Genomic DNA, 26,423 nt, shown 5'->3' with positions numbered 1-26,423 from the left:
GCGGGGTAGCTGTGGGAGCGGGCTTGCCCCGCGAAGAATCCAACACGGGGCATGGCACGGGCTGCGCCCGTGTTCGCGGGACAAGCCCGCTCCCACAGGGTGCCGCGCTAGATTCTAGAAACTGAGCAAGCCGGTTGTTTCCCCAGAATACTGCATCAGCCTCAAGCCTGCGGGATACCTGTGGGAGCGGGCTTGCCCCGCGAAGAATCCAACACGGTGCATGGCACCGGCTCCGCCGGTGTTCGCGGCTAAAGCCGCTCCCACAGGGGCCGCGTAACGCCACTTAGACGGTCTTGGCTATGCGCCCGGCCAGCAACGCCCACCCCAGCAGGAGCACGCAGGCAATCGCCAGCGGCCATGAGCGCCATTGCAGATACGGTGTCAGTTGCTGCATCGGCACCACCTCGCCATACAGCACCGCCTGCTGGAACTGCGGCACTTGCGCGGTAATGCGGCCAAACGGGTCGATTAGCGCGGTCACGCCGTTGTTGGTGGCGCGGATCATCCAGCGGCCGGCTTCCAGGGCACGCATCTGCGCCATCTGCAAGTGTTGCAGCGGGCCGATGGAGGTGCCGAACCAGGTGTCGTTGCTGATGGTCAGCAACAGGTCGCTACGTGCCGCCAGGCCTGCGGCAAACTCTGGGTAGACCACTTCGTAGCAGATGTACGGCGCAATCTGGTAGCCCTTGGCCTGCAGCAACGGCTGGTCCTCCGGCCCGCGGGCGAAGTCCGACATGGGCAGGTTGAAGAACTCGATGGCGCCACGCAGCATGTCCTGCAGCGGCACGTACTCGCCGAACGGCACCAGTTTCTGCTTGAGGTAGGTGCCATCGCCTTCGCCGGTCACGGTGATGCCGTTGTAGTAGCGACGCTGGTGATGCACCACTTCACGCACTGGCACGCCAGTGATCAGCGCCGAATGCCGTTCGGCGGCGAAGCGGCCCATCACGTCGATGTAGCCCTGGGCCTGGTCTTTCAGCACCGGTACGGCGGTTTCCGGCCAGATCAGCAGGTCTGCAGGCTTGGAGCTGAAGCTAAGGTCACGGTACAGCGCCAGTTGCGCATCGATGTGCGCCGGGTCCCATTTCAGGTCCTGCTCGACGTTACCCTGGATTGCCGCCACTTTCAGCGGGTCGCCGGCCGGTTTGGTCCAGGCATGGCCCTTGAGCGCAAGGCCCAGTGCCCAAGGCGCCAACAGCAGCAGAGCGGCAATCGCCAGGAAGGACGGGCGGGCGCGCAGGCGGTGCAGGTTGCACAGCAGGGCGGCAGTGAGTGCCAGGGTGAAGGAAATCAGCCACACCCCGCCCAGCGGCGCCAGGCCTGCCAGCGGACCATCAAGCTGGCTGTAGCCGGCGTATAGCCAGGGGAAGCCGGTGAGGAACCAGCCCCGGAAAGCTTCCTGCAGCAGCCATAGCGCGGCGAAGCACAGGGCATCGGCCAGTGGCGCCTCATTGCGCCTTAGCCAGCGTGCCCACAACCAGGTGGGCAAGGCAAAGAACCACGCCAGGGCGGCGAAAAATGCCAGCAACAGCAGGATCGCCAGCAACGGCGAGGCGCCGCCGTAGGTGTTCATGCTGACGTAGATCCACCAGGTGCCGGCGCCATACAGGCCAAAACCGAACCACCAGCCGCGCCACATGGCCTGGCGCGGGCTTAGCTCGCGCAGGCCAAGGTAGAGGATGCCGATGGACAACAGCGCCAGCGGCCAGATGTCGAACGGCGCCAGGGCAAGGAGGGTGGAGGCGCCGGCCGCCAAGGCCAGCAGGTTACCGGGCCAGCCGGGGCGGGTGATCCAACGCATGTTTTTCCTTAACGGCTGATCGGGGTCAGGCGCAGCAAATGTATCCGCCGGCTGTCGGCGTTGAGAATACGGAACTTGTAAGACCCGATCTCGGTGGTTTCGTTACGCTTGGGCAAATGGCCAAACGCACTCATCACCAGGCCGCCCACCGTGTCGAACTCGTCATCGGAAAACTCGCTGTCGAAGAACTCGTTGAAGTTCTCGATCGGGGTAAGCGCCTTGACCAGGAAATCACCGCTGGGTAGCGGCTTGATGTAGCTGTCTTCCTCGACGTCGTGCTCGTCCTCGATATCGCCGACGATCTGCTCCAGTACGTCTTCGATAGTGACCAGGCCAGCCACGCCGCCGTATTCATCGATGACGATGGCCATGTGGTTGTGGTTGGCGCGGAACTCGCGCAGCAACACGTTCAGGCGCTTGGACTCGGGCACGAACGTGGCCGGGCGCAGCAGGTCCTTGATGTTGAAGCTGTCGCCGTTTTCCTTGAGGATCAGTGGCAGCAGGTCTTTGGCGAGCAGGATCCCGAGCACATCGTCGTGGCTTTCGCCGATCACCGGGTAACGCGAGTGCGCGGCGTCGATCACCGCCGGCAGGAATTCGCGCGGCGACTGGCTGGCCTTGATGCTGATCATCTGCGAACGCGGGACCATGATGTCGCGAACCTGCAGGTCCGCGACCTGTATGGCACCTTCGACGATGGTCAATGCTTCGCTATCCAGCAGCTTGTTCTGATGGGCTTCCCGCAGCAGCTCAAGCAGCTCCTGGCGGTTTTTCGGCTCATGGACAAAAGCCTGGGTCAGTTTACCCAGCCAGGACTTCTGCCCGTTGCTCGATCGATCTTCGCTCATGGCGGTTCTCGTGATCCTTCGTGTATCAGTGTGTGTTGGTGTCGGTTTCATCGCCAGCGTACGGGTCGGGGTGACCCAGTTCTGCCAGCAATTCTCGTTCCAGGCCTTCCATTTCCTCGGCTTCGTCATCATCGATGTGGTCGTAGCCAAGCAGGTGCAGGCAGCCGTGGATGACCAGGTGCGCCCAGTGAGCTTCCAGCGACTTGCCTTGTTCGGCAGCTTCGCGCTCAACCACCGGCACGCAGATGACCAGGTCGCCCAGCAGCGGAATGTCGAGCAGGTCATCGGGCACGTCGGCCGGGAACGACAGCACGTTGGTCGCGTAGTCCTTGTGCCGGTAGGTGTGGTTCAGCTCGCGACCTTCGGCTTCGTCGACCAGGCGGACGGTCATTTCCGAATCGGCGCTGCGCTGGCGCAATGCAAGTTCGCACCAGCGGCGGAAGGCGGTGTCATCCGGGGCGGCAGCATCCGTGGCCCGTTGTATATCAAGTTCAAGCATCTTTGCCGGGCGCCTCGGGCTTGGCCTGGCGGGCTTCGAAGCGGTCGTAGGCTTCGACAATGCGCTGCACCAGTGGGTGACGAACCACATCTTTGGGTTGGAAGTGGGTAAAGCTGATCCCGGGAACGTCCTTCAGTACCTCGATGACGTGCGCCAGACCCGACTTGGTGCCACGCGGCAGGTCGACCTGGGTGATGTCACCGGTAATGACGGCGGTGGAGCCGAAGCCGATGCGGGTAAGGAACATCTTCATCTGCTCGAGCGTCGTGTTCTGGCTTTCGTCGAGGATGATGAAGCTGTTGTTCAGGGTGCGGCCACGCATGTAGGCCAGCGGGGCGATCTCGATCACCTGGCGCTCGATCAGCTTGGCCACGTGCTCGAAACCGAGCATCTCGTACAGGGCGTCGTACAGCGGCCGCAGGTAAGGGTCGATTTTCTGCGCCAGGTCACCGGGCAGGAAACCGAGCTTTTCGCCCGCTTCGACCGCCGGTCGCACCAGCAGGATGCGGCGTACCTGTTCGCGCTCCAGCGCGTCCACCGCGCAGGCGACGGCCAGGTAGGTCTTGCCGGTACCGGCCGGGCCGATGCCGAAGTTGATATCGTTGGCGAGGATTTCCTTGACGTAGCGCTGCTGGTTGAGCCCGCGCGGGCGGATATTGCCCTTGCGCGTGCGCAGCGAAACGCTGACCTCATTGACGGCCGGGTTGTCGATGTGCTCGACGGCCGATTCCTGCAGGTACAGGTGCACGGTTTCCGGCGACAGGTCGCTGGCCTTGGTCTCGCGGTAGAGACGGCGCAGCAGCTGTTCGGCAGCGGAGGTGGTTTTGGGTTCGCCGATCAGTTCGAACTGATTGCCACGGTTGCGGATTTCGATGGCCAGGCGCTGTTCGATCAGGCGCAAGTGCTCGTCGAACTGGCCGCACAAGTTGGCGAAACGATGGGCCTCGAAGGGTTCGAGGATGAAACGATGGGGTTGTATGGGTGCGTTCAAGGTCGTTTTTAGCCGCTCGACGGCGATGGAGGTGAACTCAAGAATAACCCTTGAATGGCAGTGGCGAAAGCACTGAAACGATCAAGGGTACTCATGGACTGTTCCGGCAGGCAAAGCAGATCTGTAAGCCCATCTGTTATCATGCGCCCCTTTTCTTACGCATGTGTTATCCCACCAGACATGAGCAAACGCGAACCCGCCATCTACAAAGTGATCTTTCTCAACCAGGGGCAGGTCTTCGAGATGTACGCCAAGCAGATCTACCAGAGCGATTTGTGGGGCTTTCTGGAAATCGAGGAATTCGTTTTCGGCGAGCGCTCGCAGCTGGTGGTGGACCCGAGCGAGGAGAAGCTCAAGAGCCAGTTCGAAGGGGTGATCCGCAGCTTCGTGCCTATGCACTCTATCGTCCGCATCGATGAGGTGGAGCGGCTGGGCACGGCGAAGATCAGCGAAGCCAAGGGCGGCGGCAATGTCATGCCGTTCCCGATGCCAATGCCGGAAAAATGACCCTCAGGGGAGTGGTGAGAACGGCGTGCGCCCTTCGGCGTTCTGCAGCTCCAGCAGGTACTTGCGGAAAATCTGGCCGAGCACCTGGGTAGCATGCTCAAGCTCGTCGCGGGGCATTTGCTCGGTGACTTCGTCGGCCATGTCCAGCGCATCCTCGGCGCCGTTGACCGCGGCCATCTTCAACAGGATGTAGGCCTGCACATTGTTGGCCTTGACCCCTTCGCCATGGAAGAACATCGCGCCCAGCCGGTATTGGGCATCGGCGTGGCCCTGCAGTGAGGCCTTCTGGAACCAGTCCAGCGCCTTGTTCAGGTTTTTTGGCGTTTGCGTGTAGTAATACTCGCCCAGTTCGAACTGCGCCTGGGCATCCCCCGCGGTCGCCGTCTGCTCGCAGGACTTGAGGGCGTTTGCCAGGTCTTCAGGCTGAACGTTCAAGGTGCAGCGGCTCGTTGCCGGAATCAGCAGCGAGTTACCGCCCTCCGCCAAAGCCAGCAGGGGCTGAAGAAGCAACAGGCAGCCCAGGGTCAGGGCGCGGCCGGTGCGGTTCATGGGGATCGACTTACCTCTGCAAAGCTGCGGCCAATGTCTTTGGTGGCACATTATGGGATAAGCAGCGCCAACCTTACAAAGTTTTACTCGAATTTCTGCTTGGTTGGGGAAGTCAGCTGATTGTGCATGGGCAATTATTGCCTGTACCGGCCTCTTCGCGGGGCAAGTCCGCGCCTATAGAGACCGGTGCAGGCTGGCAATTACTTCAGTGCAGCAAAGGCCTTTTCAGCCGCATCCAGGGTGATCTGCAGCTCCTTGTCGCCATGGGCGATGGAGGTGAAGCCGGCCTCGAAGGCGCTTGGCGCCAGGTACACGCCACCGTCAAGCATCAGGTGGAAGAAGCGCTTGAATCGCTCGGCATCGCTGGCCATCACGTCGTCGAAAGTGACGATATCGTCGGCGCCGCTGAAGTACAGGCCAAACATGGCACCGGCCTGGGTGGTGACGAACGGTACACCAGCAGCATCGGCGCGCTGCTGCAGGCCGTCGAGCATGCGGCTGGTGTAGTCGGTCAGTTCAGCGTGGAAGCCCGGGCGGCTGATCAGCTTCAGGGTGGTCAGGCCAGCGGCCATGGCCAGCGGGTTACCCGACAGGGTGCCGGCCTGGTAGACCGGGCCGAGCGGGGCGATGCAGCCCATGATTTCGCGCTTGCCACCGAAGCAGCCGACCGGCATGCCACCGCCGACGATCTTGCCGAAGGTCGACAGGTCCGGCTTGATGCCGTAATGGCCTTGGGCGCCGCCCAGGGAAACGCGGAAGCCGGTCATCACTTCGTCGAAGATCAGCACCACGCCGTGCTTGTCGCACTGCTCGCGCAGGCCTTCGAGGAAGCCTGGTGCTGGTGGTACGCAGTTCATGTTACCCGCCACTGGCTCGACAATGATGCACGCCACGGTCTTGCCGACTTCGGCCAAGGTTTTTTCGACCGCGGCGATGTCGTTGAACGGCAGGGTCAGGGTGTGCTTGGCGAAATCCGCCGGCACACCTGCCGAGCTCGGGACGCCCTGGGTCAGCAGGCCGGAACCGGCTTTTACCAGCAGGCTGTCGGAATGGCCGTGGTAGCAGCCTTCGAACTTGATGATGGCGTCGCGGCCGGTATAGCCGCGGGCCAGGCGGATGGCGCTCATGGTGGCTTCAGTGCCCGAGCTGACCATACGTACCATTTCCATCGACGGCACGATCGAGCAGACCAGGTCGGCCATTTCGGTTTCCATGGCGGTCGGGGCGCCATAGGACAGGCCGTGCTCGAGCTGCTTGCGAACCGAATCAAGTACGTCCGGGTGGCCGTGGCCGAGGATCATCGGGCCCCACGAGCCGACGTAGTCGACGTAGCGCTTGTCGTCCTCGTCAACGACGTAGGCGCCTTCGGCATGTTTGAAGAACAGCGGCGTGCCGCCAACGCTCTTGAAGGCGCGGACCGGCGAGTTGACGCCGCCTGGGATGTGCTTCTGGGCTTTGGCGAACAGGTCTTCGGAACGGGACATGAAAGGTTCTCTCGAAATCAGGATGCTAACAAGGCATTGAAGGCGCGGGCGCGGCGGGTGACTTCCTGCGCGCTGTCGGCACCGAACAGGCCATGGATCACCGCCAGCAGGTCGGCGCCATGGGCGACCAGCGGGGCGGCGTTGTCGAGGGTGATGCCGCCGATCACGGCAATCGGCAGTTTCACTTGGGCGCGCGCCTGCTCCAGCAGTTCGACGTTGGCGGCGGGCGCACCCGGTTTGGTAACAGAATTGAAGAAACGGCCAAACGCCACGTAGCTGGCGCCTTCACTGGCGGCCTGGGCGGCCAGGTCGAGGTTGGCGTGGCAGGTGGAGCCGATGATCGCCTTGCGGCCAAGCAGGGCGCGGGCGGGCGTCAACGGGCCATCGGTCTGGCCCAAGTGCACACCCACGCCCAGGCGTGCCGCCAGTTCGGCGTCGTCGTTGATGATCAGCTGGGTGCCGTAGCGCTCGCAGAGCTTCAGCAGCCCTTCGGCTTCGCGCAGGCGGCGCGCCGCGTCGTCGCTTTTGTCGCGGTACTGCAGCAGGCACACGCCGCCTTCAAGCGCCGCTTCGACATGGGACAGAAAACGGCCGGCGAGCAACTGGCTGTCGGTGATGGCATACAGACCGCGTAACTTCATAGAAAGCCTCGTATCAGGAGCAGAAGTCCAGGGGCAGGCGACGTGGCACATACTGGCCCTTGCCCAGCTGTTCGGCATCACGCAGGGTGCGCCAGGTATAGTCCAGGGCGCTGCGCACGGCGCTTTCCAGCTGTTCGCCGAGGGCGAGGCGGCCGGCCAGGGCGCTGGCCAGGGTGCAGCCTGAACCATGGTAGCTGCCCGGCAGGCGCTGGCAGGTCCAGGTGTGAAGCTGGCCGTCCTGGGTGTACAGGCGGTTGTGAATTTCGTCTTCGTCGCCGTGACCACCGGTAATCAGCAGGTGTCTGCAGAACGGCAAGAGTCTCTCGGCACACTCGTCGGCGCTGCCTTCGGGCAGTTCAGCGAGTATCCGCGCTTCTGGCAGGTTCGGCGTCGCGATGGTCGCCAGCGGCAGCAGGCGTTCGCGCAGCGCGTAGCCCACTTCGTCCTTGCCCAGGCGGCCGCCGCCACCGGCACGCAGCACCGGGTCGCAGACCAGCGGCAGGTGCGGGTGGGCGGCGAGCAGTTCGGCGACGGTGTCTACCATCTCGATCGAGCCGAGCATGCCCAGCTTGACTGCGGCTACCGTGGAATCGGCCAGCACGGCATTGGCCTGGGCCAGCACCCACTCGCGGTCGAGCACGCGGAAGTCGGAAACGTTGACAGTATCCTGTACGGTCAAAGCGGTCACTGCAGGTGCAGCGTGACAGCCTTGGGCGATCAGGGCTTCGATATCTGCCTGCAAGCCGGCGCCGCCACTTGGGTCGTGGCCGGAGAGACAGAGGACAACGGGGCGGGAGCTGTAGGTATTCATGGTCGGCGAGCTTACCACCAAACCTGTTTGGGCGGATCGTCCGACAAAACGGATTTGTTGATCGATCGGTCAGTTTATCGCTCGGCTAGTATCTGTAAGTGCTGATTTAGAGCCTTTTCTTTGTGTTTTGGTATCGCCGGTTGCCAGGTTGTGAAGCTATGCTAGAGTGCTCGGATAACTCTACAAACGGGTTCTGCAGGATCACGTCGTCTCAAACGGATGGGGGGCAACCGCGACGCGACCGGACAGGCCATGCTGGGGCTGTATGCGCTATTTGCTGATTGTGCTTCTGGGTTTGCTGCCCGTGCTGGCCGGAGCGGTCGATTTCGACGACGCGACCGGGCATGTTCCGTTGGGCAAGGCCATGCAGGTTTACGAAGACCTCGACGGCAGCGCCAGCATCGCTCAGGTCAGCGCCCCTGGCTTCGCCAAACGCTTTCGCCTCCATCAGGACGACGTGCTGAACGCCGGCTATTCCAAGTCGGTGTTCTGGCTCAAGGTCGATTTACGTCCCATTGCCGCGCCTGGCGCTGCCCCCCGGCAATGGCTGCTGGAGCTGGCCTACCCACCGCTGGACCACCTTGAGCTGTTTTTGCCCGATCACGACGGGGTGTACCGCCTGGCCCAGCGTACCGGCGATGCGTTGCCTTACGACAGTCGGCAGATCCGCCAGAACAACTATCTGTTCGAACTGCAACTGCCGCCTGGCCAGGTGACGACCGCTTACCTGCGGCTGCACAGTCAAGGTTCTGTGCAGGCGCCGCTGGCGTTGTGGTCCCCCGAGGCCTACATGGAGGCGCAACCTACGCGCCTGTACGTGCTGGGGATGATCTATGGCGTGTTGCTGGTGATGCTGGTTTACAACCTGTTCATCTACCTCAGCGTGCGCGATGTCAGTTACCTCTACTACATCCTCTATATCGCTTCGTTCGGCTTTTATCAGGTCTCGGTGAATGGCGCGGGTGTGGCTTACTTCTGGCCAGACAGCCCGTGGTGGGCGAACGCCTCGACACCGCTGTTCATTGGTGCTGCTGGGCTGTTCGGTTGCCAGTTCGCCCGGCACTTCCTGCAGGTGGGCAGCATCAGCCGTGGTCTCGACCGGTTGTTGCTGGCGCTGATGCTGGGCGGGGCAGTGGTCATGGTGCTGGCGGTGAGCATGCCTTATGGCCTGGCCCTGCGCATGGCCACGCTGCTGGCGTTGCTGTTTACCGTGAGCATTTTCGGCGCCGGGCTGTATGCCTGGTGGCGCGGCTTGCGCGTGGCGCGCTGGTTCATCATTGCCTGGACGGCATTCCTGCTGGGGGGCCTGGTCAACACCTTGATGGTGCTGGGGTACCTGCCGAACGTGTTCATCACGATGTATGCCAGCCAGCTGGGCTCGGCGCTGGAGGTGGCGCTGCTGTCGCTGGCGCTGGCCGACCGCATCAATAGCTTGCGCGAGCAACAGGCGCAGGCCTTGCGCGAAACGGGCCGCACGCTGGAGCAACTGAACCTGCAACTGGCCAGGAGCAACCGGTTGAAGGACGAATTCCTGGCCAGCGTGACCCACGAACTGCGCACGCCGATGAATGGAGTGATTGGCTCGCTGGAGCTGATGCATACGCTACCGATGGAGGCCGAGATGGCCCAGTACCATCGTACGGCGGTAGGGTCGGCGCAGGGCATGATGGACATGGTTGATTCAATACTTACCCTGTCAGAATTGCAGGCAGGCCGCTTGCGTGCCCAGCCGGCGCCGTTCAGCCTGCGTTCGCTGATGCAGGCTTTGCGCGCCGGTTATGCGGGGCAAGCGTTGAGTAAAGGCGTGTACCTGAGCCTGGACATCCCGGCCGATTTGCCCGATGGGCTGTTGGGTGATGGGCCGAAGTTGGCGCGTTGCCTCGAGTGCCTGGTCGACAACGGCTTGAAATTCACCCATCAGGGCGGCGTGGTGATCCAGGTGCGCGGGCGCCGCATGGGGCCGGATGATCTGGCGCTGACCTTTACTGTCAGTGACAGTGGAATTGGGTTTGATGACCTGGACCAGGCGACCTTGTATCAGCGCTTCTTCCAGGTGGATGGCTCGATGACCCGGCGTTATGGCGGGTTGGGGATCGGGTTGTCGATTTGCCGGCAGATGGGGGAGTTGCTTGGCGCGCGGTTGGCGCACGAGTCGACGCGCGGATTGGGGAGCCGGTTCGAATTGAGTTTGAACATGGCGGTGGCGCAGGTGCAGATGAGCCCGAATATGCTGCAGACACGGCGCTCGATCTCATAGGGGCTGAAGAGGTTGCGGTGAACACCTGTCAGCCCTGGTGCATTGCCAAGGCATGCGCCACCCCCACCACATGTTTAGTCATTAATGCCCCTTTGACTACCCCGCAAGCAGTGCTTCACTGGGTTTCTCAAGCCTACCCGGATTCAGGAGCCCCCCGATGAACCTGCACCAGTACGCTGAAACCCACGAAGTTACCAACCAGCCTCCGTCCCTCGACGGTGCCAACCTGTACCGCCTCGACCTGCCATTGCAGGAGTGGGCACGGCGTTTCGGCGCGGGCTGGGCAGAGTCGCGGATAGATGCCTACGGCGCCCTGGCGGGCGGCCCGCTGATGCAGGCAGGTTTTCTGGCCAACGCGCACAAGCCCGAGTTCATCAGCCACGACCGCTATGGCCATCGCATCGACCTGGTGGAGTTTCACCCGGCCTATCACGAGCTGATGCGCACCGCCGTCGAGCATGGCCTGCCGTCGCTGCCGTGGGCAGAGCCCCGCGCTGGCGCCCATGTGGCGCGGGCTTCGATGACCTACCTGCACAGCCAGGCCGAAGCCGGCACTGGCTGCCCGCTGACCATGACCTTCGCCGCGGTGCCGGCGCTGCGCCTGCAACCGGAACTGGCCGAGTACTGGCTGCCGAAAATCCTTTCCTGCGAATATGACCCGCGCAATGTCGGCGACCGGCACAAGGCCGGGGTCACCCTGGGCATGGCCATGACCGAAAAGCAGGGGGGCACCGATGTGCGGGCCAATACCACCAGGGCCTACCCGGTCGGTGCGCCAGGGCCAAGCCAGGCCTATGAGCTGGTTGGCCACAAGTGGTTCTGCTCGGCGCCCATGTGCGATGCCTTCCTGACCCTGGCGCAAACCGAGAAAGGCCTGAGCTGCTTCTTGCTGCCGCGCCATCGCCCGGACGATAGCCGTAACCAGTTCTACATCCAGCGCCTGAAGAACAAGCTGGGCAACAGCTCCAATGCTTCCAGCGAAGTGGAGTTCCGCGGCGCGTTGGCGTGGATGATTGGCGAAGAAGGGCGCGGCGTGCCGACCATCATCGAAATGGTCGCCATGACCCGTTTCGACTGCATGGTCGGGTCCAGCGCGCTGATGCGCCAGGCGTTGACCCAGGCCACCCACCACTGCGCGCACCGCAAGGTCGGTGGGCGTGTGTTGAACGAGCAGCCGTTGATGCAGAACGTACTCGCCGACCTCGCTCTGGAGAGCGAGGCTGCGCTGGCCCTTAGCCTTCGCATGGGGCAGGCGCTTGAGCAACTGGATGATCCGCAGCAGGCGCACTTCGCCCGTTTGGTGACCGCCGTGGGCAAGTACTGGATCTGCAAGCGTGCGCCGGCAATGATCAACGAGGCCGCCGAATGCCTGGGTGGTGCGGGTTATGTGGAGGACAGCATCCTGCCGCGGCTGTACCGCGAAGCGCCGGTCAACTCGACGTGGGAAGGCTCGGGCAATGTGCAGTGCCTGGATGTGCTGCGGGCCTTGTCCAAGGAACCGGGGGTGCTCGACGCACTGTTCGCCGAGCTGGGCGACGGGCACGGCGACCCGCGCTTGGCCGCGCATATCGGCAACCTCAAGGGGGCGTTTGCCGATACGGGCGACATTCAGTACCGTGCGCGGCAGTTGACCGAGGATATTGCCTTGGCGCTGCAGGCCAAGCTGCTGCTGGAGGCGGGGAATGCAGTGGTCAGTGATGCGTTCATCGGCAGCCGGTTGACGGGTAGCGGGCGGGTGTATGGGGCGTTGCCGCGCGGTGTGGATGTGGAAGCGCTGGTGGCAAGGGCTACGCCTGCCTGGGCGGGCTGAGCACGCAACCGGGCAAGTTCGGCACCGGTGGGAGCATGCCTGCTGATCAACACTGATCAATGGGGGTGTAATTAGTCTGGAAGGCAGGCAAGATGGTTCTCATGCATGTCCAGACAGGAAGCACAGTGTGAGCCACGCTTTTATCGTCGTTGATACTCCCGAACAGGCCGTCGACCGTCTGGCGGCCTTGCATGAACAGGCCACAGGGGCCCTCAGCCAGGCCCTGAAGCGTTACCTGAAGGACCGTACCGAGCCCGATGCCGAAGAGCGCAACCTGTTTCGCTACCCGGCACTGCGCCTGACCTACTACAGCCACGGCGAAGTCGCCGCTACCACGCGGGCCTATGCCAAGGTCCAGGTGGCCGGCACCTACAGCGTCACCGTTACCCAGCCCGCCGCATTCCGTGGCTATCTGCTGGAGCAGCTGCGCCCGCTGATGCACGACTACACCGTCACGGTGGAAGTCGGGGTCAGCGAGCAGAACATCCCTTACCCCTACGTGGTCGACCAGGGCGACGAGCTGGCCGGCAGCGGCATTACCGCTGCCCAGCTGGCACGGGTATTCCCCAGCACCGACCTTTCAGCCGCCACCGACAACATTGCCGATGGTCTGTGCGACTGGGAGCGTGCCGAAGTCTTGCCGCTGGCGCTGTTCGACGCCGCGCGCGTCGATTTCTCGCTGCGCCGCCTGGTGCACTACACCGGTAGCGACTGGCGGCATGTGCAGCCGTGGATCCTGCTGACCAACTACCACCGGTATGTCGACCAGTTCATCAGCCACGGCCTGGAGCAACTGCGTGACGACCCGCGCTTCGTACGCATGGTCTTGCCGGGCAATGTGGTGATCGAGAAGGGCATGGACCATGGTGAGACCCAAGCGCTGGTAGCCAGCGTGGTCTGGCACCGTTACCAGATGCCGGCCTACCACCTCATCGCCGGGGATGGTGACGGCGTTACCCTGGTCAATATCGGCGTGGGCCCGTCCAATGCCAAGAACATCACCGACCACTTGGCCGTACTGCGCCCGCACTGCTGGCTGATGATCGGCCACTGTGGCGGCCTGCGTCAGTCCCAGACCATCGGCGACTACGTGCTGGCCCACGCCTACATGCGCCGTGACGGCATCCTCGATCGCGTAGTGCCGCCAAATATCCCTATCCCGGCCCTGGCCGAAGTGCAATTGGCGTTGCAGGAGGCCGCCGCGCAGGTTACCGGCGAGCGTGGCGAGCAGTTGAAGAAACGCCTGCGTACTGGCACCGTGCTGACCTACGATGATCGCAACTGGGAGCTGCGCTGGGCTCAGGAGCGTCCGTTGATCAACCTGTCGCGTGCGGTGGCGGTGGACATGGAAAGCGGCACCATTGCCGCCCAGGGTTACCGCTTGCGGGTGCCATACGGCACCTTGCTGTGTGTGTCCGACAAACCGCTGCACAGCGAGATCAAGCTGCCGGGTTCGGCCAACGCCTTCTACAACCGGGCGGTCAGCCAGCACCTGAAGATCGGCATTGCGGCCCTCGACCTGTTGCGCACCGAGCTCAATTCGCTGCACTCGCGTAAACTGCGCAGCTTCGATGAGCCGCCGTTCCGCTGAGGATCCATGCCACTGCCACCCCGTAACAAGCCGCGCCGCCCCCAGGCGCGGCCTGCCATTGGCCCGCGTCGCCAGCCCAAGGCACCGCCGGCCGAGCCGCGTCTGATCCTGTTCAATAAACCCTTCGACGTGCTGACCCAGTTCAGCGACGGTGAAGGGCGCGCGACCCTCAAGGATTTCATCGACATCCCGGGCGTGTACCCGGCCGGGCGGCTGGACCGTGACAGTGAAGGCTTGCTGTTGCTGACCAACGATGGCGGGTTGCAGGCCCGGATTGCCGACCCCAGGCACAAGCTGGCCAAGACCTACTGGGTGCAGGTGGAGGGTGAGCCGAGTGACGAGCAGTTGCAGCGCTTGCGTGATGGCGTGGAGCTGAACGATGGGCCGACCTTGCCGGCAGAGGCGCGGCGCCTGGAAGAACCCGAACTGTGGCCACGCAACCCGCCGGTACGCTTTCGCAAGAGCGTGCCGACCCGCTGGCTGGAGCTGGTGATCCGTGAGGGGCGTAACCGCCAGGTACGGCGGATGACGGCGGCGGTGGGGCTGCCGACCTTGCGCCTGGTGCGGGTGCGGATCGGGGATTGGGCGCTGGATGGGCTGGCGCAGGGTTGCTGGCGGGAGGTCCCTGCCAAGCTTTAGCTCAGATCAAAGGCCTGGTCGCGGGCACGCCCGCTCCCACAGGGACGGCGCAATACTTGAAGGCAGCGCCAAATCTGTGGGAGCGGGCGTGCCCGCGAATGACCCTGGAATTTTTTACACGCCTTCGAGAAACCCCACCACCACGCTCTTGATGATAAAGGCCAACACCCCAAGCCCCAGCACGAAGAACAGGATCAGCGTGCCGAACTTGCCTGCCTTGGACTTTTTCGCCAGGTCCCAGACGATGAAGCCCATGAAACCGATCAGCACGGTGACCAGGACGATCATCATCCACTCTTCGAATACGGCGGGATCCATCGGTGTTCTCCAGGCGGGTTGAGCGCTCGATTATACGCCTGCTGGCGCGGGCGATTAACGCAGGTGGGTCAAGGGCAGCTCGGTGCTGGCCAGCACCTGGTTGAGCACGAAGCTCGAGCGCACGCTGGTGACGCCTTCGATGCGCGTCAGGCTGCCCAGCAGCAGTTTCTGGTAGTGATCCATGTCGGGCACCACCACTTTCAGCTGGTAATCGGCATCCATGCCAGTGACCAGGCTGCATTCGAGTACCTGTGGCAGGTTGCGGATGGCGGCTTCGAAAGTTTCGAAACGCTCCGGGGTGTGGCGGTCCATGCCGATCAGCACGTAAGCGGTCAGGCTCAGGCCCAGCTTCTTGCGGTCGAGCAGTGCCACCTGGCGCGAGATGTAGCCGTCGTCTTCCAGTTGCTTGACCCGACGCGAGCATGGCGAGGGCGACAGGCCGATGCGCTCGGCCAGTTCCTGGTTGGAAATGCGCGCATCGCGCTGCAATTCGGCGAGGATGCTCAGGTCGTAGCGGTCAAGTTTGCTCATGGCATTTGCCTTTTCTGTTCGAATTGCGGCGAATTATCAATCCAGGGTGAAAAATTGCGCAAGTGCTATTTATCCAAGCAATCTTCGCAATCCTCTGTCGCAACCTGTCCGGTATCTTTATCAACAGAATCACTGCCCGGACATCAGTCCACGGCGACGCGCCCTAGGCGGGCGGTCGCGGCCAGCCATCCAACAGGATCTGCAGGCCCCCGGGCTACACAGCTTCCAGAAGACGCTGTGAGGTGAGCCGGCGCCACAAGTGCCGAGCACGGACGACAATTCCTGAAGGGAGGCCTTGTGGCCTCCCTTTTTTAATGTCTGGAAATTTAATTGGCCTGTGTGACGGGCGCGGTAGACTGGTTGCGGGTGCAGTTTTTTCTAGCGAGAGGAATACCATGAAGTCGCGCATCTGGCAGTTGGCAGGTGTTGGTTTGCTGGGTTTGAGCATCAGCCTTGGAGCCTTGGCCGAAGGGCCGGGCGAGGGGCAGGGTGAACGCGGCCAGCAGCTGCAAGGTGAAGGTGGGCCTGGGCCGGGCCGCTCGCTCAACTCGCGCGACGAAGTGCGCCAGACCCAGCCCCCGCGCCAGGGCTATTATCAGGACATTCCCCAACGTCATGGCGATAACCGCCACTGGCAAGCCGGTGGCCCTGGGCAGCGCCCAGGGGGTGACTGGCAGGGCCGCCCGGATGGTCATGGCAATGGCTGGGGGCCAGGCCCGCAATATCGCCCTGGGCACACCATCGATCATTTCCCCGACCGCTACTGGAAAGTGCCTTATCGCGGCAGTGACTACTTCTACTCGGGTGGCTACTGGTACCGCCCGCATGGCGGCAGTTACATCGTGGTGACCCCGCCTTACGGCGTGCGGGTCAACTACCTGCCGCCCTACGCGCGGGAAGTGTGGCTGGGTGGTGCGCTGTTCTTCCTGGTGGCCGATACCTACTACCAGTACCTGGCAGACAGCCAGGAATACGTGGTGGTCAACCCACCGGTCGGCGTGCCGGCACCGGTCCCGGTGGCACCTTCAAATGGTGGCTATGACGTGGTGGCATACCCGATGTACGGCCAGGGCCAGGAGCAGCAGGAGCAGGACCGTTACCAGTGCCATCGGTGGGCCGTGAGCCAGTCGGGTTTCGACCCGGCGACGGCGACGTACGCGCCGCCGGCCAACGTGCTCAGCAACTACCAACGGGCGCTGGGGGCCTGCTTCAGTGGGCGGGGCTACAGCATCAACTGATCCAGGTTTACACTGGATCGGCGTGCACCATCACATCCGCCTGTGGATAACGCTGGCGGATCACCCGTGAAGCCTCTACGCATAACCCGTGCGCTTCATGCAGCGGCAGCTGCCCCGGCAACTCCAGGTGCAATTGCACGAACCACTGGTTGCCCGACACCCGCGTACGCAGGTCATGCACGCCTTTGACCCCCGCAATCGCCAGCACCAGCGCGGCCATCTCCTCGCCAACATCGCCTGGCAGTTCCTTGTCCATCAGGATCGCCGTGCTCTCACGGGCAATTTGCAACGCACTCCAGAGGATGTAGAGGGCAATGCCCAGTCCGAACAGTGCATCAAGCTGCGGCCAGCCAAAACGGGCCAGCAGCAACGCCAGCAAGATGCTGCTGTTGAGCAGCAAGTCCGAGCGGTAGTGCAGGGAGTCGGCTCTTACCGCCGTGGACCCGGTCAGGCGGATGACTTTGTACTGAAATGCCAACAGGGCAAGCGTGAGCACCAGCGACAGCAGCATCACCGCGATGCCGAGGGCGGTATCACCCAGCGGCTGCGGGTTGTGCAGGCGCTCGACCGCCTGCACACCGATCAGCACTGCACTGACGGCGATGAACAGCGCCTGCGCCATGCCGGCCAGGGCTTCGGCCTTGCCGTGGCCGAAGCGGTGGTCGTCGTCGGCCGGGCGCAGGGCGTAGTGCACCGCCAGCAGGTTGAGGAACGAGGCTACGGCGTCCAGGGCCGAGTCGGTCAACCCGGCCAGCAGGCTTACCGAGCCGCTCAGCCACCAGGCCAGCGCCTTGCTCAGCACCAGGATGCTGGCTACCGCCAGTGACGCGCGGGTGGCCAGGCGCAGCAGGCGCTGGTGTTCAGCCGGGGTGGTGATCATCCGTGGTCAACGTCCTTGTGGCTCAGGCTGCTGGCACCAGGCCCAGGCTGGCAAGCTGCTCGATGCTGCCGCGGTGCTGGATCAGCCGCGGGTCGTCCAGCGGTAGACGCTGGCCCAGTTCGCTTTCGAGAATGGCCTGCAGCTTCAGGTTGTCGACCTTGCCCTCTGGGCTGACGGCTTCCTGTAGTTTCGCCGGGTCGACCTGGGCGGTACGGCCACCTGGGTAGTAGATGGCGCCGGTCGCGAAGTCGATGCCAAAGGCGATCAGCCCGGGGATCACGTAGAACAGGATGCCGATAGCGTCCATTGCGGCAACCACGGGGTCGATCTTGCCGCCGATCTGGCCGCGACGGTCCGGGTAGAAAATGGTGCCGCAGGCGGTCAGTTGGGTCAGCAGGGTGGCAATCAGGACGCCACCGATGACGCGGGTTGGGATGCGCATGTAAATCTCCGAGAAGGTTTTCAGCAGGGCAAGCGAAGCGCCAGCACCTGAAGCTAAGACCATGATAGAGCAGGCTGGGTTCGCCGTTATACTCGCGGGACTGTTCGAGGACCACCATGATTTCTTTACCAATCGATGCCGTCTTGCCTGCGCTGCGCGAGGCATTGCAAAACCGTGACGAAGCGGTGCTTGAAGCGCCGCCTGGCGCCGGCAAGACCACCCGCGTGCCGCTGGCACTGCTGCGCGAGCCGTGGCTGGCCGGGCAGACCATTCTGATGCTTGAACCACGGCGCCTGGCGGCGCGCGCGGCAGCCGAGCGGCTGGCCAGCGAACTGGGCGAGCAGGTCGGGGAAACCGTGGGTTACCGCATCCGCCTGGACAGCAAGGTCGGGCCGAGAACCCGCATCGAAGTGGTCACCGAAGGTATCCTCACCCGGCGCCTGCAGGCCGACCCCGCGCTGGAAGGCGTGGGCTTGCTGATTTTCGACGAATACCATGAGCGCAGCCTGGATGCCGACCTTGCCCTGGCGCTGAGCCTCAATGGCCGCGAACTCCTGCGCGACGACCCGCCACTGAAGATTCTGCTGATGTCCGCCACGCTGGAGGGCGAGCGCCTGTCGCGGCTGCTTGGCGATGCCCCTGTGGTCAGCAGCGAAGGGCGTATGCACCCGGTCGATATCCGCTGGGGGCGGCCGTTCCAGCCCGGCGAATTCATCGAGCCCCGCGTCGTTGACAGCGTGCTGCAAGCGCTGGCCGACCAGGCGGGCAGTGTGTTGGTCTTCCTGCCTGGCCAGGCCGAGATTCGCCGTGTGCACCAGAGCCTGCAGGAGGCCTTGGGCGAGCGGCCCGATGTGCTGCTGTGCCCGTTGCATGGCGAGCTTGACCTCAACGCCCAGCGAGCGGCCATCGACCCGCCGGCAAAGGGCCTGCGCAAAGTGGTGTTGGCCACCAACATCGCCGAAACCAGCCTGACCATCGATGGTGTGCGGGTGGTGATCGATGCTGGTCTCGCCCGGGTGCCCCGTTTCGACCCAGGCAGCGGCATGACCCGCCTGGACACCCAGCGCATTTCGCGCGCCAGTGCCACCCAGCGCGCTGGGCGGGCTGGCCGCCTGGAACCGGGTGTGTGCTATCGCCTCTGGTCTGAGGCTCAGCATGACCAACTGGCCGCCCATGGCAGTGCCGAAATCCTGCAGGCCGACCTGGCTGGGCTGGCTCTGCAGCTGGCGCGCTGGGGCGTGGCTCCCGAGCAACTGCGCTGGCTCGACCAGCCACCGCTGGCCGCGTTTGCCCAGGCTCAGGACCTGCTGGCGCGGCTCGATGCCTTCAAACCGGGCAGCCGTGACAACCTCAGCGAACATGGCCAGGCCATGGCCGAATTGCCAGCGCATCCACGTATCGCGCATTTGTTGCTGCGCGGCCAGGCTCTGGGCCTGGCACAGATGGCTTGCGATGTCGCTGCGCTGTTGGGCGAGCGGGATATCCAGCGTGGTGGTGGTGCCGATTTGCATAGCCGCCTGGCGCTGGTCAGCGGCGAGAGCAAAGCAGGGCGTGGCGGCCAGGGTGGCGTGCAACGTGCCCGGCAGCTGTCTCGCCAATACCGCGGCCTGCTGCGGGGCAAGGCTGCTACCGCAGTGGCCGACCCGGCCCATCCGCGCTGGCTGGGTGCGCTGCTGGCGCTGGCTTACCCTGACCGTGTCGCCCAGCAACGTCGTGAAGGCGGCGCTGAATATCGGCTGGCCAACGGCCGTGCGGCGCTGTTTGCCGAGGTCGATGCGCTGATGAAGTGCCCGTGGCTGGTGATCGCCGACCTGGGAAGCCGCCAGGGCCAGCGGGAGGAGCGCATCTACCTCGCCGCCGAATTCGATCCGGCGCTGCTCGACAGTGTCCTCGCCGAGCAGGTCCAGCGGGTCGATGTGCTTGATTGGGACGAGCGGGAGCAGGTGCTGCGTGCCGAGCGCCAGGTGAAGGTTGGCGAACTGGTGCTGAGCCGCGAGCCGCTTCCCGGGCTGGACGATGAAACCCGAGCCCGGGCACTGCTTGGCCTGGTTCGGCGCAAGGGCCTGAACTTGCTGACCTGGACCCCTGAGCTTCGGCAGTGGCAGGCGCGGGTAGGCCTGCTGCGTCAGCTGGACCTGGACAACGGCGGGCAAAGTGAGTGGCCCGACCTGGCTGACGCGGCACTGCTAGCCAGCCTGGAAGACTGGTTGCTGCCGTACCTGGGCAAAGTGTCGCGGCTCGGTCATTTCGCCGCCCTGGACCTGCCAGCGATGCTGCGCAATCTTTTGCCCTGGCCACTGCCCCAGCGTCTGGAGGAGCAGGCACCGGCACACATTGCCGTCCCGTCGGGCTCGAACATTCGGCTGGATTACAGCGAGAACCCGCCGATTCTCGCCGTGCGTCTGCAAGAGCTGTTCGGCCTTGCTGACACCCCGCGCATTGCCAATGGCCGCCAACAGGTCAAGCTGCACCTTTTGTCGCCTGCACGCCGCCCGGTGCAGGTGACACAGGACCTGGCCAGTTTCTGGCGTACCACCTATGCCGAAGTGAAGAAGGACCTCAAGGGGCGGTACCCGAAGCATTACTGGCCGGATGACCCGTTGGTGGCCGAGGCAACCGCTCGAGCAAAGCCGCGGGGCACCTGAAGGGCGGTTTCAGTCGACCTGCTGGAGGAGGAAGGTCAGGGTTTCGCCTTGCCTTGTATTCAGCAGGCTCATGACCTGTTGATCATGGTGTGGGTAGTCTTTTATGGCGCCCACCCGATGGCCCTCATGATCGCGGATGTAGCAGATCAGACCGTGTTCGGTAAGCTCCAGCGGCTCGAGCTTCCAGTAGTCGGACACTTGCGCCAGCTCGTAGAACCCCAGGTAGCCGTTGCGGCTGAGGCCGAGTTTTTTTCGAGCCTGGCTCCCGACCGGCCTGATGTGGAAGTGGAGCCGATCTTCGGACTGGGAATGAAAGGCGAACGACAGGAGGATCGACGGGGCCGTGCCGCCTGCCATCAGCCAACCGGATTGCGGCTCAAAGCCCCAGTCCCATCGCTCAGTGCCGGTGCTTTGGTGCAAGGGAACAGTCCTGTCGCTGTCTATTGCGTACAGCCGAGCGCTGAACGACCTGGCATATCTACGCTGTATTTCGTGGTTCATGTGGGGTCACCTGGGTTATCGGGATCCCACTGTAGGTACCGCAGCGGCAGCACTGGAGGCAGAACCGCTTCCTCCAGTGCTTTGCGCCCCTGGTGCGCTCAGGTGCTGGCCTCGCCCTCCAGCAGCATGAACAGGCGGTACAGCACCACGGTGCTGAACAGCTGCAGGAAGCCACTGAGGCTGTCCATGGCCAGTTCCATGCCGGGGGAGGGCTCGGGGAAGGCCATCAGCAGCAGCCCGTCGATCAGCCAGATCGGCGCCAGTACCGCCACCACACAAATCATGATGCGCATGAAGTGCCCGGTGGTCATGCTGGCACTGTCGCGCATTGCCTGCACCACCGGGCGGCCGCGCAGTACCAGCAGGTACTCGGCGAACACCAGGTTGATCATGATCCACACGCCCGGGAAGATGAACAGCGCAAGGCCAGCCATGATCAGCAGCGAACTGATCAGGATCAGCAGCGCCAGTTGCGGCCACAGCTGCACGGCCCGGGCGAACAGGTCGCGGTTGGCGATATCCTGGCCTTTGCTGCGGGTGTCCAGGTACAGGATCAGTGCAGCACTGTACAGCGGGTAGAACAGCAGGCTGACCAGCATGCCGTAGGCCGGTGATGCCTGGTCGCCCAGCTGCCGGTACAACAGTTGGGTGAGCAGGGCCTCCAGCACCACCAGCGGCAGGCACAGCTGGAGAATGTTTGGCAGGTGGCGGCGGAAGAAGTACAGGGAGTCGCGCAGGACGCTCAGCGGATTCATCGGTCAACATCGCATGGCAGTAAAAACAAGGGCATCACTTTAGCCCAAAGCAAGCCAGGGGCTGTCACTTGCTGAAAAAAGTTTCACCGCGGCGGAGATTGAATCCCGCGCCGGCACGCCCCATCTTTGACGCTGTCCGTTGTCCTGCTACCCCACGAGGTCGCCCCATGAACACTGAAGAACAAACCCTGATCGACGGCCTGTTCGGCCGCATCAAGCAAGCCGAAGACCCAAGCCAGCCGCGTGACCCACAGGCCCAGGCCTGTATCGAGCAGCACCTGCGCCAGCAGCCGGCGGCGCCTTACTACATGGCCCAGGCGATCCTGGTGCAGGAGGCCGCGATCAAGCGCCTCGACGAGCAGAACAAGCAGCTTGAAGCCGAGCTGCAACAGGCCCGCGCGCAGGCTCAGGCGGCACAAGCCGCCAGCAGTACGCCGAGCAGTGGCGGGGGTGGTTTCTTGTCCAGCATCTTTGGTTCGAGTGGGCGCAACGCAGCGCCGGCGGTGCAGCCGCAGCGCCCTTCGGCACCACCTGTAGCATCGGGTGGTGGCTGGCGTGAGCCATCAGCACCTGGCTTCTCCCAGCCGCAGGCGCAGCAGCCTGGCTTCGGTGCCGCACCGGCACGTGGTGGTGCCAGCAGCTTCCTCGGTGGGGCCATGCAGACCGCCGCCGGCGTGGCCGGTGGTGTGTTGCTGGCGCAGGGTATCAGCAGCCTGTTCAACCACAACTCGCAGCCCGAGGAAGTGGTGGAGGTGATCAAGGAAGAGCCTGCACCTGCCAGCGACACTGGCGGCTGGAATGACCAGGGCGGGCAACATCAAGTGGCTGACAATGGTGGCTGGGGCAGTGACCAGGGTGGGTACGCCGACACCGATTACGGCAGCGATGACGGCGGGTTCTTCTCGGACGACGATTCTTACGTCTGACAGGTCTGGCATACTGCTTGCACTTCCGGGGGCGCTTTGCGCCCCTTCGCGGGCACGCCAGGCCATAAATGAGGTTCCCAGGTGAAAAAGATCGCGCTGTTCGCCGATGTGCAGAACCTCTACTACACCGTGCGCCAGGCTCATGGTTGCCATTTCAACTACACCGCCCTGTGGGCCGATGTCAGCCGCGAAGGCCAGATCGTCGAGGCCGTGGCGTATGCCATCGACCGTGGCGACAGCAAACAGCAACAATTCCAGCAGATATTGCGTAACCTCGGTTTCGATGTGCGCCTCAAGCCTTTCATCCAGCGCAGCGATGGCTCGGCCAAGGGCGACTGGGATGTGGGCATTACCCTGGACGTGATCGATGCGGCCAGCCGTGTCGACCAGGTGGTGCTGGCCTCCGGCGATGGTGATTTCGACCTGCTGCTGGAGCGGGTGATCCAGCGCCACGGTACTGAAGCGGTGGTGTATGGTGTGCCTGGGCTGACGGCACTGTCGCTGATCCGCGCTGCCACCCGTTATGTACCCATCGAGGGTAAGTTGTTGCTCAAGCACTGAGGTTATTCGTGGAACGCATCGCTGTCATCGACTTTGAAACCACCGGCATTTCCCCCGGTACCGGCTGTCGTGCAACCGAAGTCGCGGTGGTAATGCTGGAGGGCGGGCGCATCGTCGAGCGCTACCAGAGCCTGATGAATGCGGGTGTGCCGGTACCGGCATTTGTAGCCGGGCTGACCGGCATCACCACGGCCATGCTGCGCAGCGCGCCGCCGGTCGACCAGGTAATGAGCGAGGTGGCCGAGTTTGTTGGCGGCACCCCGTTGCTGGCGCACAACGCGGCGTTCGACCAAAAATTCTGGGATTACGAACTGAGCCGTATCGGCCGTACCCGCAGCCAGCCGTTCGCCTGTTCGCTGCTGCTGTCCCGGCGCCTGTTGCCGGCGGCGCCGAACCACAAGCTGGGTACCCTGACCCGTTGGGCCGGGCTACCGGACACGGGCACAGCGCACCGGGCGATGGCCGATGCCGAAATGGCGGCCAACCTGTTGCAGCATCTGGCCGGCGTATTGCGTCAGCACCATGGTGTGGAGCGGCTTTCTCATGAGCTGCTGTGCAGGTTGCAGAAGACCCCTGCGGCGAAGGTCCGGAACATCCTGGCAAATTGCAGGTAAGGGCCTTCGAGCCGAACGCACCAAAAGTGTGCCGCTCATTTCAAGCCATTTTGTAACTTATGTTTACCCAGGCAGGCTCGTAAACTGAGCCACCCGTAAATGGATTTCGAGTGTTCCATGCCTGCCTCCCGTCGCTTTCCCTTGCTCCTCATTGGTGCCTTCCTGGCCTTGTACCTGGTCTGGGGCTCCACCTACCTGTTCATTCGCATTGGCGTCGAGAGCTGGCCACCCATGCTCATGGCCGGGGTGCGCTTTCTGATTGCCGGTGGCCTGCTGTACGGCTTCCTGCGTTGGCGCGGCGTGCCGGCACCGACCTGGCCGCAGTGGCGGGCGGCAGGGGCAATCGGCTTCTTGCTGCTGAGCTGTGGTAACGGCGGTGTCACTGTTGCTGAACATGCGGGTGTGGCGTCGGGTGTAGCGGCATTGGCAGTGGCCACGGTGCCATTGTTTACCTTGCTGTTCGGCCTGTTGTTCGGGCACCGCAATTCGAAGCTGGAGTGGGCGGGGATTGCCCTTGGGCTGGTCGGTATCGGCCTGCTGAACCTGGGCTCCAACCTGCAGGCCAGCCCGATTGGTGCAGCGCTGATCATCTTCGCGGCGGCATCGTGGGCATTCGGCTCGGTGTGGAGCAAGTCCTTGCCGCTGCCACAGGGGCCTATGGCCAGCGCTGCCGAAATGCTGGTGGGGGGCGCGGTGCTGTTGCTGGGCAGCGTGCTGTCGGGCGAACGCATGACGCAGATGCCGACCGCTGCTGGTTGGGGCGCGCTGGCCTACCTGGTGTTTTTCGGTTCGATCCTGGCCTTCAGTGCCTATATGTACCTGCTCAAGCATGTGCGCCCGGCGGCTGCCACCAGCTATGCCTACGTCAACCCGGCGGTGGCGGTGCTGCTGGGCATTGTGTTTGCTGGTGAACAGATCGGCGCCGAGGAGTGCGTGGCGATGGCGGTGATCATTGGTGCGGTGGTGCTGATCGGCCTGCCGCAGTGGCGCAAGGCACCTGAACCTGCACAGCCGTTGAATGGCGAAATCTGCAAGTAGGCAGGGGCGATGCGGTAAACTTGCCGCCTTCGCTGAACCCCTGATGGTATTGCCATGAATTTCGCCAAACTCGGCCTGATCGAACCGCTGCTGCGCACCCTGCAGCAGCTGGACTACACCACCCCGACCCCGGTGCAGGCCCAGGCCATCCCCGCCGTGCTGGCCGGGCGCGACCTGATGGCCGCAGCCCAGACCGGTACCGGCAAGACCGCCGGCTTTGCCCTGCCCGTACTGCAGCGCCTGGCGCTGGAAGGCGAGAAGGTGGCCAGCAACTCGATCCGTGCATTGGTGCTGGTGCCCACCCGTGAGCTGGCCGAGCAGGTGCACAATAATGTGCGTGAGTACGCCGAGAACCTGCCGTTGAGCACCTATGCGGTGTACGGTGGGGTCAGCATCAACCCACAGATGATGCGCCTGCGCCGTGGCGTCGACTTGCTGGTGGCTACTCCCGGCCGCTTGCTCGACCTGTTCCGGCAGAATGCGGTGAAGTTCAACCAGGTGCAGACCCTGGTGCTGGACGAAGCCGACCGCATGCTCGACCTGGGCTTCGCCGAAGAACTGCAGTCGGTGTATGCCGCGCTGCCACGCAAGCGCCAGACGCTGTTGTTCTCCGCGACCTTCTCCGAGCAAATCCGCATGCTGGCAGGGCTGGCGCTGAATGACCCGCTAAGCATCGAGGTAAGCCCGCGCAATGCCACGGCCAGCAGCGTCAAGCAGTGGCTGGTGCCTGTGGATAAAAAGCGCAAGGAAGACCTGTTCTGCCACCTGATGCGCAAGCAGCGCTGGAAGCAGGTACTGGTGTTCGCCAAGACCCGCAATGGCGTCGACCAGTTGGTGGAGCGCTTGCTGGCCGAAGGGGTGAATGCCGACGGCATCCACGGTGACCGCCCGCAGGCCACCCGCCAGCGCGCACTGGACAGCTTCAAGGCCCGTGAGATCCAGGTGCTGGTGGCGACCGACGTGGCTGCCCGCGGCCTGGACATCGATGACCTGCCGCTGGTGGTCAACCTTGACCTGCCGATCGTTGCTGAGGATTACGTGCATCGCATCGGCCGTACCGGGCGGGCGGGTAACAAGGGCGAGGCGATTTCCCTGGTGTGTGCGGACGAAGTGCAGCTGTTGTCGGCGATCGAAGTGCTGACACGGCAGACCCTGCCGCGCCATGAAGAACCGGATTTCATCCCTGACCACCGGGTGCCGATGACCGATGCCAGCGGCCAGGTGATCAAAAAGCCGAAGAAGCCCAAGAAGCCGAAAGAGACCAGCGCCAAACGCGGGCTGGGGCGCTGGATGGACAGTGGGGAGCCGGAGCCGGCAGTGAAGGCGGTGCGCAAGGTACCGAGCTTCAATGGTGGGCCACGCAAGCGGAAACCGTGAGACTTTGGGGCCGCTTCGCGGCCCTTTTGCGACGCAAGCCCGCTTCCACAGGGGTTGCGCTAGATTCTGGAAATTGAGCAAGTCAGTTGTTTCCCCAGGTACTGCATCAGCCTCAAGCCTGCGGGGGTACCTGTGGGAGCGGGCTTGTCCCGCGAAGCATCCAACACGG

At 63.5% G+C, this 26,423-nt stretch carries 26 protein-coding genes; 12 read left to right on the top strand and 14 right to left on the bottom strand.

Features of this window, described 5'->3' with window-relative positions; translation table 11 throughout:
- Positions 1-283: 283 nt before the first annotated feature.
- Genes lnt through E8E68_RS24985 form a run of 4 tightly spaced genes read right to left on the bottom strand, consistent with a single transcriptional unit; the run spans position 284 to position 4,139 of the window.
- The gene (lnt, locus tag E8E68_RS25000; protein WP_280345877.1) at positions 284-1,801 is read right to left on the bottom strand and encodes an apolipoprotein N-acyltransferase; all 1,518 of its coding nucleotides are present in this window, start codon (positions 1,799-1,801) and stop codon (positions 284-286) included.
- Between the two features lie 8 nt (positions 1,802-1,809).
- A complete protein-coding gene (locus tag E8E68_RS24995; protein WP_110746040.1) occupies positions 1,810-2,649 on the bottom strand; it encodes an HlyC/CorC family transporter in 840 nt (279 codons plus the stop codon).
- Between the two features lie 25 nt (positions 2,650-2,674).
- Complete coding sequence (ybeY, locus tag E8E68_RS24990; protein WP_280345873.1) at positions 2,675-3,148, bottom strand: rRNA maturation RNase YbeY; 474 nt, start codon at positions 3,146-3,148, stop codon at positions 2,675-2,677.
- A complete protein-coding gene (locus E8E68_RS24985; protein ID WP_266031111.1) occupies positions 3,141-4,139 on the bottom strand; it encodes a PhoH family protein in 999 nt (332 codons plus the stop codon). Before E8E68_RS24985 ends, ybeY begins: the two co-directional genes overlap by 8 nt.
- Before the next feature lie 180 nt (positions 4,140-4,319).
- Between E8E68_RS24985 and E8E68_RS24980 the strand changes: the two genes are divergently transcribed.
- Entirely contained in the window at positions 4,320-4,646 is a 327-nt protein-coding gene (locus E8E68_RS24980) for a DUF1820 family protein (protein ID WP_016489346.1), read from the top strand.
- Between the two features lie 3 nt (positions 4,647-4,649).
- Here E8E68_RS24980 and E8E68_RS24975 read toward each other — a convergent pair whose 3' ends face one another.
- The 4 genes from E8E68_RS24975 to E8E68_RS24960 form a co-directional block, all read right to left on the bottom strand.
- Positions 4,650-5,195 (bottom strand): tetratricopeptide repeat protein, encoded by a 546-nt coding sequence (locus tag E8E68_RS24975; RefSeq protein WP_110746043.1) that lies wholly within the window; start codon positions 5,193-5,195, stop codon positions 4,650-4,652.
- Between the two features lie 200 nt (positions 5,196-5,395).
- On the bottom strand, positions 5,396-6,679 hold the full coding sequence (gene hemL / locus E8E68_RS24970) for a glutamate-1-semialdehyde 2,1-aminomutase (RefSeq protein WP_110746044.1): 1,284 nt from the start codon (positions 6,677-6,679) through the stop codon (positions 5,396-5,398).
- A 17-nt stretch (positions 6,680-6,696) separates the two neighbouring features.
- On the bottom strand, positions 6,697-7,320 hold the full coding sequence (gene thiE / locus E8E68_RS24965) for a thiamine phosphate synthase (RefSeq protein ID WP_280345868.1): 624 nt from the start codon (positions 7,318-7,320) through the stop codon (positions 6,697-6,699).
- A 13-nt stretch (positions 7,321-7,333) separates the two neighbouring features.
- Positions 7,334-8,131 carry a hydroxymethylpyrimidine/phosphomethylpyrimidine kinase gene (locus tag E8E68_RS24960; RefSeq protein ID WP_266031117.1) on the bottom strand — a complete coding sequence of 266 codons (798 nt, stop codon included), beginning with the start codon at positions 8,129-8,131 and terminating at the stop codon, positions 7,334-7,336.
- Between the two features lie 265 nt (positions 8,132-8,396).
- Between E8E68_RS24960 and E8E68_RS24955 the strand changes: the two genes are divergently transcribed.
- The 4 genes from E8E68_RS24955 (at position 8,397) to E8E68_RS24940 (ending at position 14,428) form a co-directional block, all read left to right on the top strand.
- Positions 8,397-10,388, top strand: a complete 1,992-nt coding sequence (locus E8E68_RS24955) for a hybrid sensor histidine kinase/response regulator (RefSeq protein WP_280345864.1) — start codon at positions 8,397-8,399, stop codon at positions 10,386-10,388.
- A 157-nt stretch (positions 10,389-10,545) separates the two neighbouring features.
- On the top strand, positions 10,546-12,198 hold the full coding sequence (locus E8E68_RS24950) for an acyl-CoA dehydrogenase family protein (RefSeq protein ID WP_280345861.1): 1,653 nt from the start codon (positions 10,546-10,548) through the stop codon (positions 12,196-12,198).
- 127 nt (positions 12,199-12,325) lie between these two features.
- Positions 12,326-13,789 (top strand): AMP nucleosidase, encoded by a 1,464-nt coding sequence (gene amn / locus E8E68_RS24945; RefSeq protein WP_110746049.1) that lies wholly within the window; start codon positions 12,326-12,328, stop codon positions 13,787-13,789.
- 6 nt (positions 13,790-13,795) lie between these two features.
- A complete protein-coding gene (locus E8E68_RS24940; RefSeq protein WP_266031123.1) occupies positions 13,796-14,428 on the top strand; it encodes a pseudouridine synthase in 633 nt (210 codons plus the stop codon).
- 114 nt (positions 14,429-14,542) lie between these two features.
- On the opposite strand, the gene E8E68_RS24935 is transcribed toward E8E68_RS24940, so the two are convergent.
- Both E8E68_RS24935 and E8E68_RS24930 read right to left on the bottom strand, forming a co-directional pair.
- Positions 14,543-14,746: a DUF2788 domain-containing protein gene (locus E8E68_RS24935; RefSeq protein WP_110746051.1), complete on the bottom strand. Its 204-nt coding sequence runs from the start codon at positions 14,744-14,746 to the stop codon at positions 14,543-14,545.
- A 54-nt stretch (positions 14,747-14,800) separates the two neighbouring features.
- Positions 14,801-15,277, bottom strand: coding sequence for an Lrp/AsnC family transcriptional regulator (locus E8E68_RS24930; protein ID WP_003249795.1), 477 nt, complete (start codon positions 15,275-15,277; stop codon positions 14,801-14,803).
- Between the two features lie 395 nt (positions 15,278-15,672).
- Here E8E68_RS24930 and E8E68_RS24925 point away from each other — a divergent pair, with 395 nt between their 5' ends.
- Positions 15,673-16,515: a DUF6515 family protein gene (locus tag E8E68_RS24925; protein ID WP_280345854.1), complete on the top strand. Its 843-nt coding sequence runs from the start codon at positions 15,673-15,675 to the stop codon at positions 16,513-16,515.
- A 7-nt stretch (positions 16,516-16,522) separates the two neighbouring features.
- Here E8E68_RS24925 and E8E68_RS24920 read toward each other — a convergent pair whose 3' ends face one another.
- Positions 16,523-17,395: a cation diffusion facilitator family transporter gene (locus E8E68_RS24920; protein ID WP_280345851.1), complete on the bottom strand. Its 873-nt coding sequence runs from the start codon at positions 17,393-17,395 to the stop codon at positions 16,523-16,525.
- A gap of 22 nt (positions 17,396-17,417) precedes the next feature.
- Positions 17,418-17,837, bottom strand: coding sequence for a polyribonucleotide nucleotidyltransferase (locus E8E68_RS24915; protein WP_110746385.1), 420 nt, complete (start codon positions 17,835-17,837; stop codon positions 17,418-17,420).
- A gap of 116 nt (positions 17,838-17,953) precedes the next feature.
- On the opposite strand from E8E68_RS24915, the gene hrpB reads away from it, so the two are divergent.
- Complete coding sequence (gene hrpB, locus E8E68_RS24910) at positions 17,954-20,482, top strand: ATP-dependent helicase HrpB (RefSeq protein ID WP_280345848.1); 2,529 nt, start codon at positions 17,954-17,956, stop codon at positions 20,480-20,482.
- Between the two features lie 9 nt (positions 20,483-20,491).
- Here hrpB and E8E68_RS24905 read toward each other — a convergent pair whose 3' ends face one another.
- A complete protein-coding gene (locus E8E68_RS24905; RefSeq protein ID WP_266031127.1) occupies positions 20,492-20,983 on the bottom strand; it encodes a hypothetical protein in 492 nt (163 codons plus the stop codon).
- 98 nt (positions 20,984-21,081) lie between these two features.
- A complete protein-coding gene (locus tag E8E68_RS24900; RefSeq protein WP_266031128.1) occupies positions 21,082-21,738 on the bottom strand; it encodes a YciC family protein in 657 nt (218 codons plus the stop codon).
- A 167-nt stretch (positions 21,739-21,905) separates the two neighbouring features.
- Between E8E68_RS24900 and E8E68_RS24895 the strand changes: the two genes are divergently transcribed.
- The 5 genes from E8E68_RS24895 to E8E68_RS24875 all read left to right on the top strand — a co-directional run bounded on the left by E8E68_RS24895 (position 21,906) and on the right by E8E68_RS24875 (position 26,254).
- Positions 21,906-22,664, top strand: a complete 759-nt coding sequence (locus tag E8E68_RS24895; RefSeq protein WP_280345844.1) for a DUF2076 domain-containing protein — start codon at positions 21,906-21,908, stop codon at positions 22,662-22,664.
- 81 nt (positions 22,665-22,745) lie between these two features.
- Positions 22,746-23,225, top strand: a complete 480-nt coding sequence (locus E8E68_RS24890) for an NYN domain-containing protein (protein ID WP_016489324.1) — start codon at positions 22,746-22,748, stop codon at positions 23,223-23,225.
- Between the two features lie 8 nt (positions 23,226-23,233).
- The gene (locus E8E68_RS24885) at positions 23,234-23,839 is read left to right on the top strand and encodes a 3'-5' exonuclease (protein WP_266031132.1); all 606 of its coding nucleotides are present in this window, start codon (positions 23,234-23,236) and stop codon (positions 23,837-23,839) included.
- Between the two features lie 117 nt (positions 23,840-23,956).
- The gene (gene yedA / locus E8E68_RS24880; RefSeq protein ID WP_266031135.1) at positions 23,957-24,877 is read left to right on the top strand and encodes a drug/metabolite exporter YedA; all 921 of its coding nucleotides are present in this window, start codon (positions 23,957-23,959) and stop codon (positions 24,875-24,877) included.
- Positions 24,878-24,931: 54 nt separating this feature from the next.
- Positions 24,932-26,254 carry a DEAD/DEAH box helicase gene (locus E8E68_RS24875; RefSeq protein WP_280345840.1) on the top strand — a complete coding sequence of 441 codons (1,323 nt, stop codon included), beginning with the start codon at positions 24,932-24,934 and terminating at the stop codon, positions 26,252-26,254.
- The last annotated feature ends 169 nt before the right edge of the window (positions 26,255-26,423 follow it).

It is taken from the genome of Pseudomonas sp. BN607 (genome assembly GCF_029871175.1).
Classification (GTDB): Bacteria; Pseudomonadota; Gammaproteobacteria; order Pseudomonadales; family Pseudomonadaceae; genus Aquipseudomonas.
The sequence above is the reverse complement of the archived record's forward strand: the minus strand, read 5'-3'. Positions and strand labels throughout refer to the sequence as shown.

Bases quoted from the DNA above. Each gene is read 5' to 3' on its own strand.
- lnt (WP_280345877.1), bottom strand. From the start codon at position 1,801: ATGCGTTGGATCACCCGCCCCGGCTGGCCCGGTAACCTGCTGGCCTTG.
- E8E68_RS24995 (WP_110746040.1), bottom strand. From the start codon at position 2,649: ATGAGCGAAGATCGATCGAGCAACGGGCAGAAGTCCTGGCTGGGTAAA.
- ybeY (WP_280345873.1), bottom strand. From the start codon at position 3,148: ATGCTTGAACTTGATATACAACGGGCCACGGATGCTGCCGCCCCGGAT.
- E8E68_RS24980 (WP_016489346.1), top strand. From the start codon at position 4,320: ATGAGCAAACGCGAACCCGCCATCTACAAAGTGATCTTTCTCAACCAG.
- E8E68_RS24975 (WP_110746043.1), bottom strand. From the start codon at position 5,195: ATGAACCGCACCGGCCGCGCCCTGACCCTGGGCTGCCTGTTGCTTCTT.
- hemL (WP_110746044.1), bottom strand. From the start codon at position 6,679: ATGTCCCGTTCCGAAGACCTGTTCGCCAAAGCCCAGAAGCACATCCCA.
- thiE (WP_280345868.1), bottom strand. From the start codon at position 7,320: ATGAAGTTACGCGGTCTGTATGCCATCACCGACAGCCAGTTGCTCGCC.
- E8E68_RS24960 (WP_266031117.1), bottom strand. From the start codon at position 8,131: ATGAATACCTACAGCTCCCGCCCCGTTGTCCTCTGTCTCTCCGGCCAC.
- E8E68_RS24955 (WP_280345864.1), top strand. From the start codon at position 8,397: ATGCGCTATTTGCTGATTGTGCTTCTGGGTTTGCTGCCCGTGCTGGCC.
- E8E68_RS24950 (WP_280345861.1), top strand. From the start codon at position 10,546: ATGAACCTGCACCAGTACGCTGAAACCCACGAAGTTACCAACCAGCCT.
- E8E68_RS24940 (WP_266031123.1), top strand. From the start codon at position 13,796: ATGCCACTGCCACCCCGTAACAAGCCGCGCCGCCCCCAGGCGCGGCCT.
- E8E68_RS24935 (WP_110746051.1), bottom strand. From the start codon at position 14,746: ATGGATCCCGCCGTATTCGAAGAGTGGATGATGATCGTCCTGGTCACC.
- E8E68_RS24930 (WP_003249795.1), bottom strand. From the start codon at position 15,277: ATGAGCAAACTTGACCGCTACGACCTGAGCATCCTCGCCGAATTGCAG.
- E8E68_RS24925 (WP_280345854.1), top strand. From the start codon at position 15,673: ATGAAGTCGCGCATCTGGCAGTTGGCAGGTGTTGGTTTGCTGGGTTTG.
- E8E68_RS24920 (WP_280345851.1), bottom strand. From the start codon at position 17,395: ATGATCACCACCCCGGCTGAACACCAGCGCCTGCTGCGCCTGGCCACC.
- E8E68_RS24915 (WP_110746385.1), bottom strand. From the start codon at position 17,837: ATGCGCATCCCAACCCGCGTCATCGGTGGCGTCCTGATTGCCACCCTG.
- hrpB (WP_280345848.1), top strand. From the start codon at position 17,954: ATGATTTCTTTACCAATCGATGCCGTCTTGCCTGCGCTGCGCGAGGCA.
- E8E68_RS24905 (WP_266031127.1), bottom strand. From the start codon at position 20,983: ATGAACCACGAAATACAGCGTAGATATGCCAGGTCGTTCAGCGCTCGG.
- E8E68_RS24900 (WP_266031128.1), bottom strand. From the start codon at position 21,738: ATGAATCCGCTGAGCGTCCTGCGCGACTCCCTGTACTTCTTCCGCCGC.
- E8E68_RS24895 (WP_280345844.1), top strand. From the start codon at position 21,906: ATGAACACTGAAGAACAAACCCTGATCGACGGCCTGTTCGGCCGCATC.
- yedA (WP_266031135.1), top strand. From the start codon at position 23,957: ATGCCTGCCTCCCGTCGCTTTCCCTTGCTCCTCATTGGTGCCTTCCTG.
- E8E68_RS24875 (WP_280345840.1), top strand. From the start codon at position 24,932: ATGAATTTCGCCAAACTCGGCCTGATCGAACCGCTGCTGCGCACCCTG.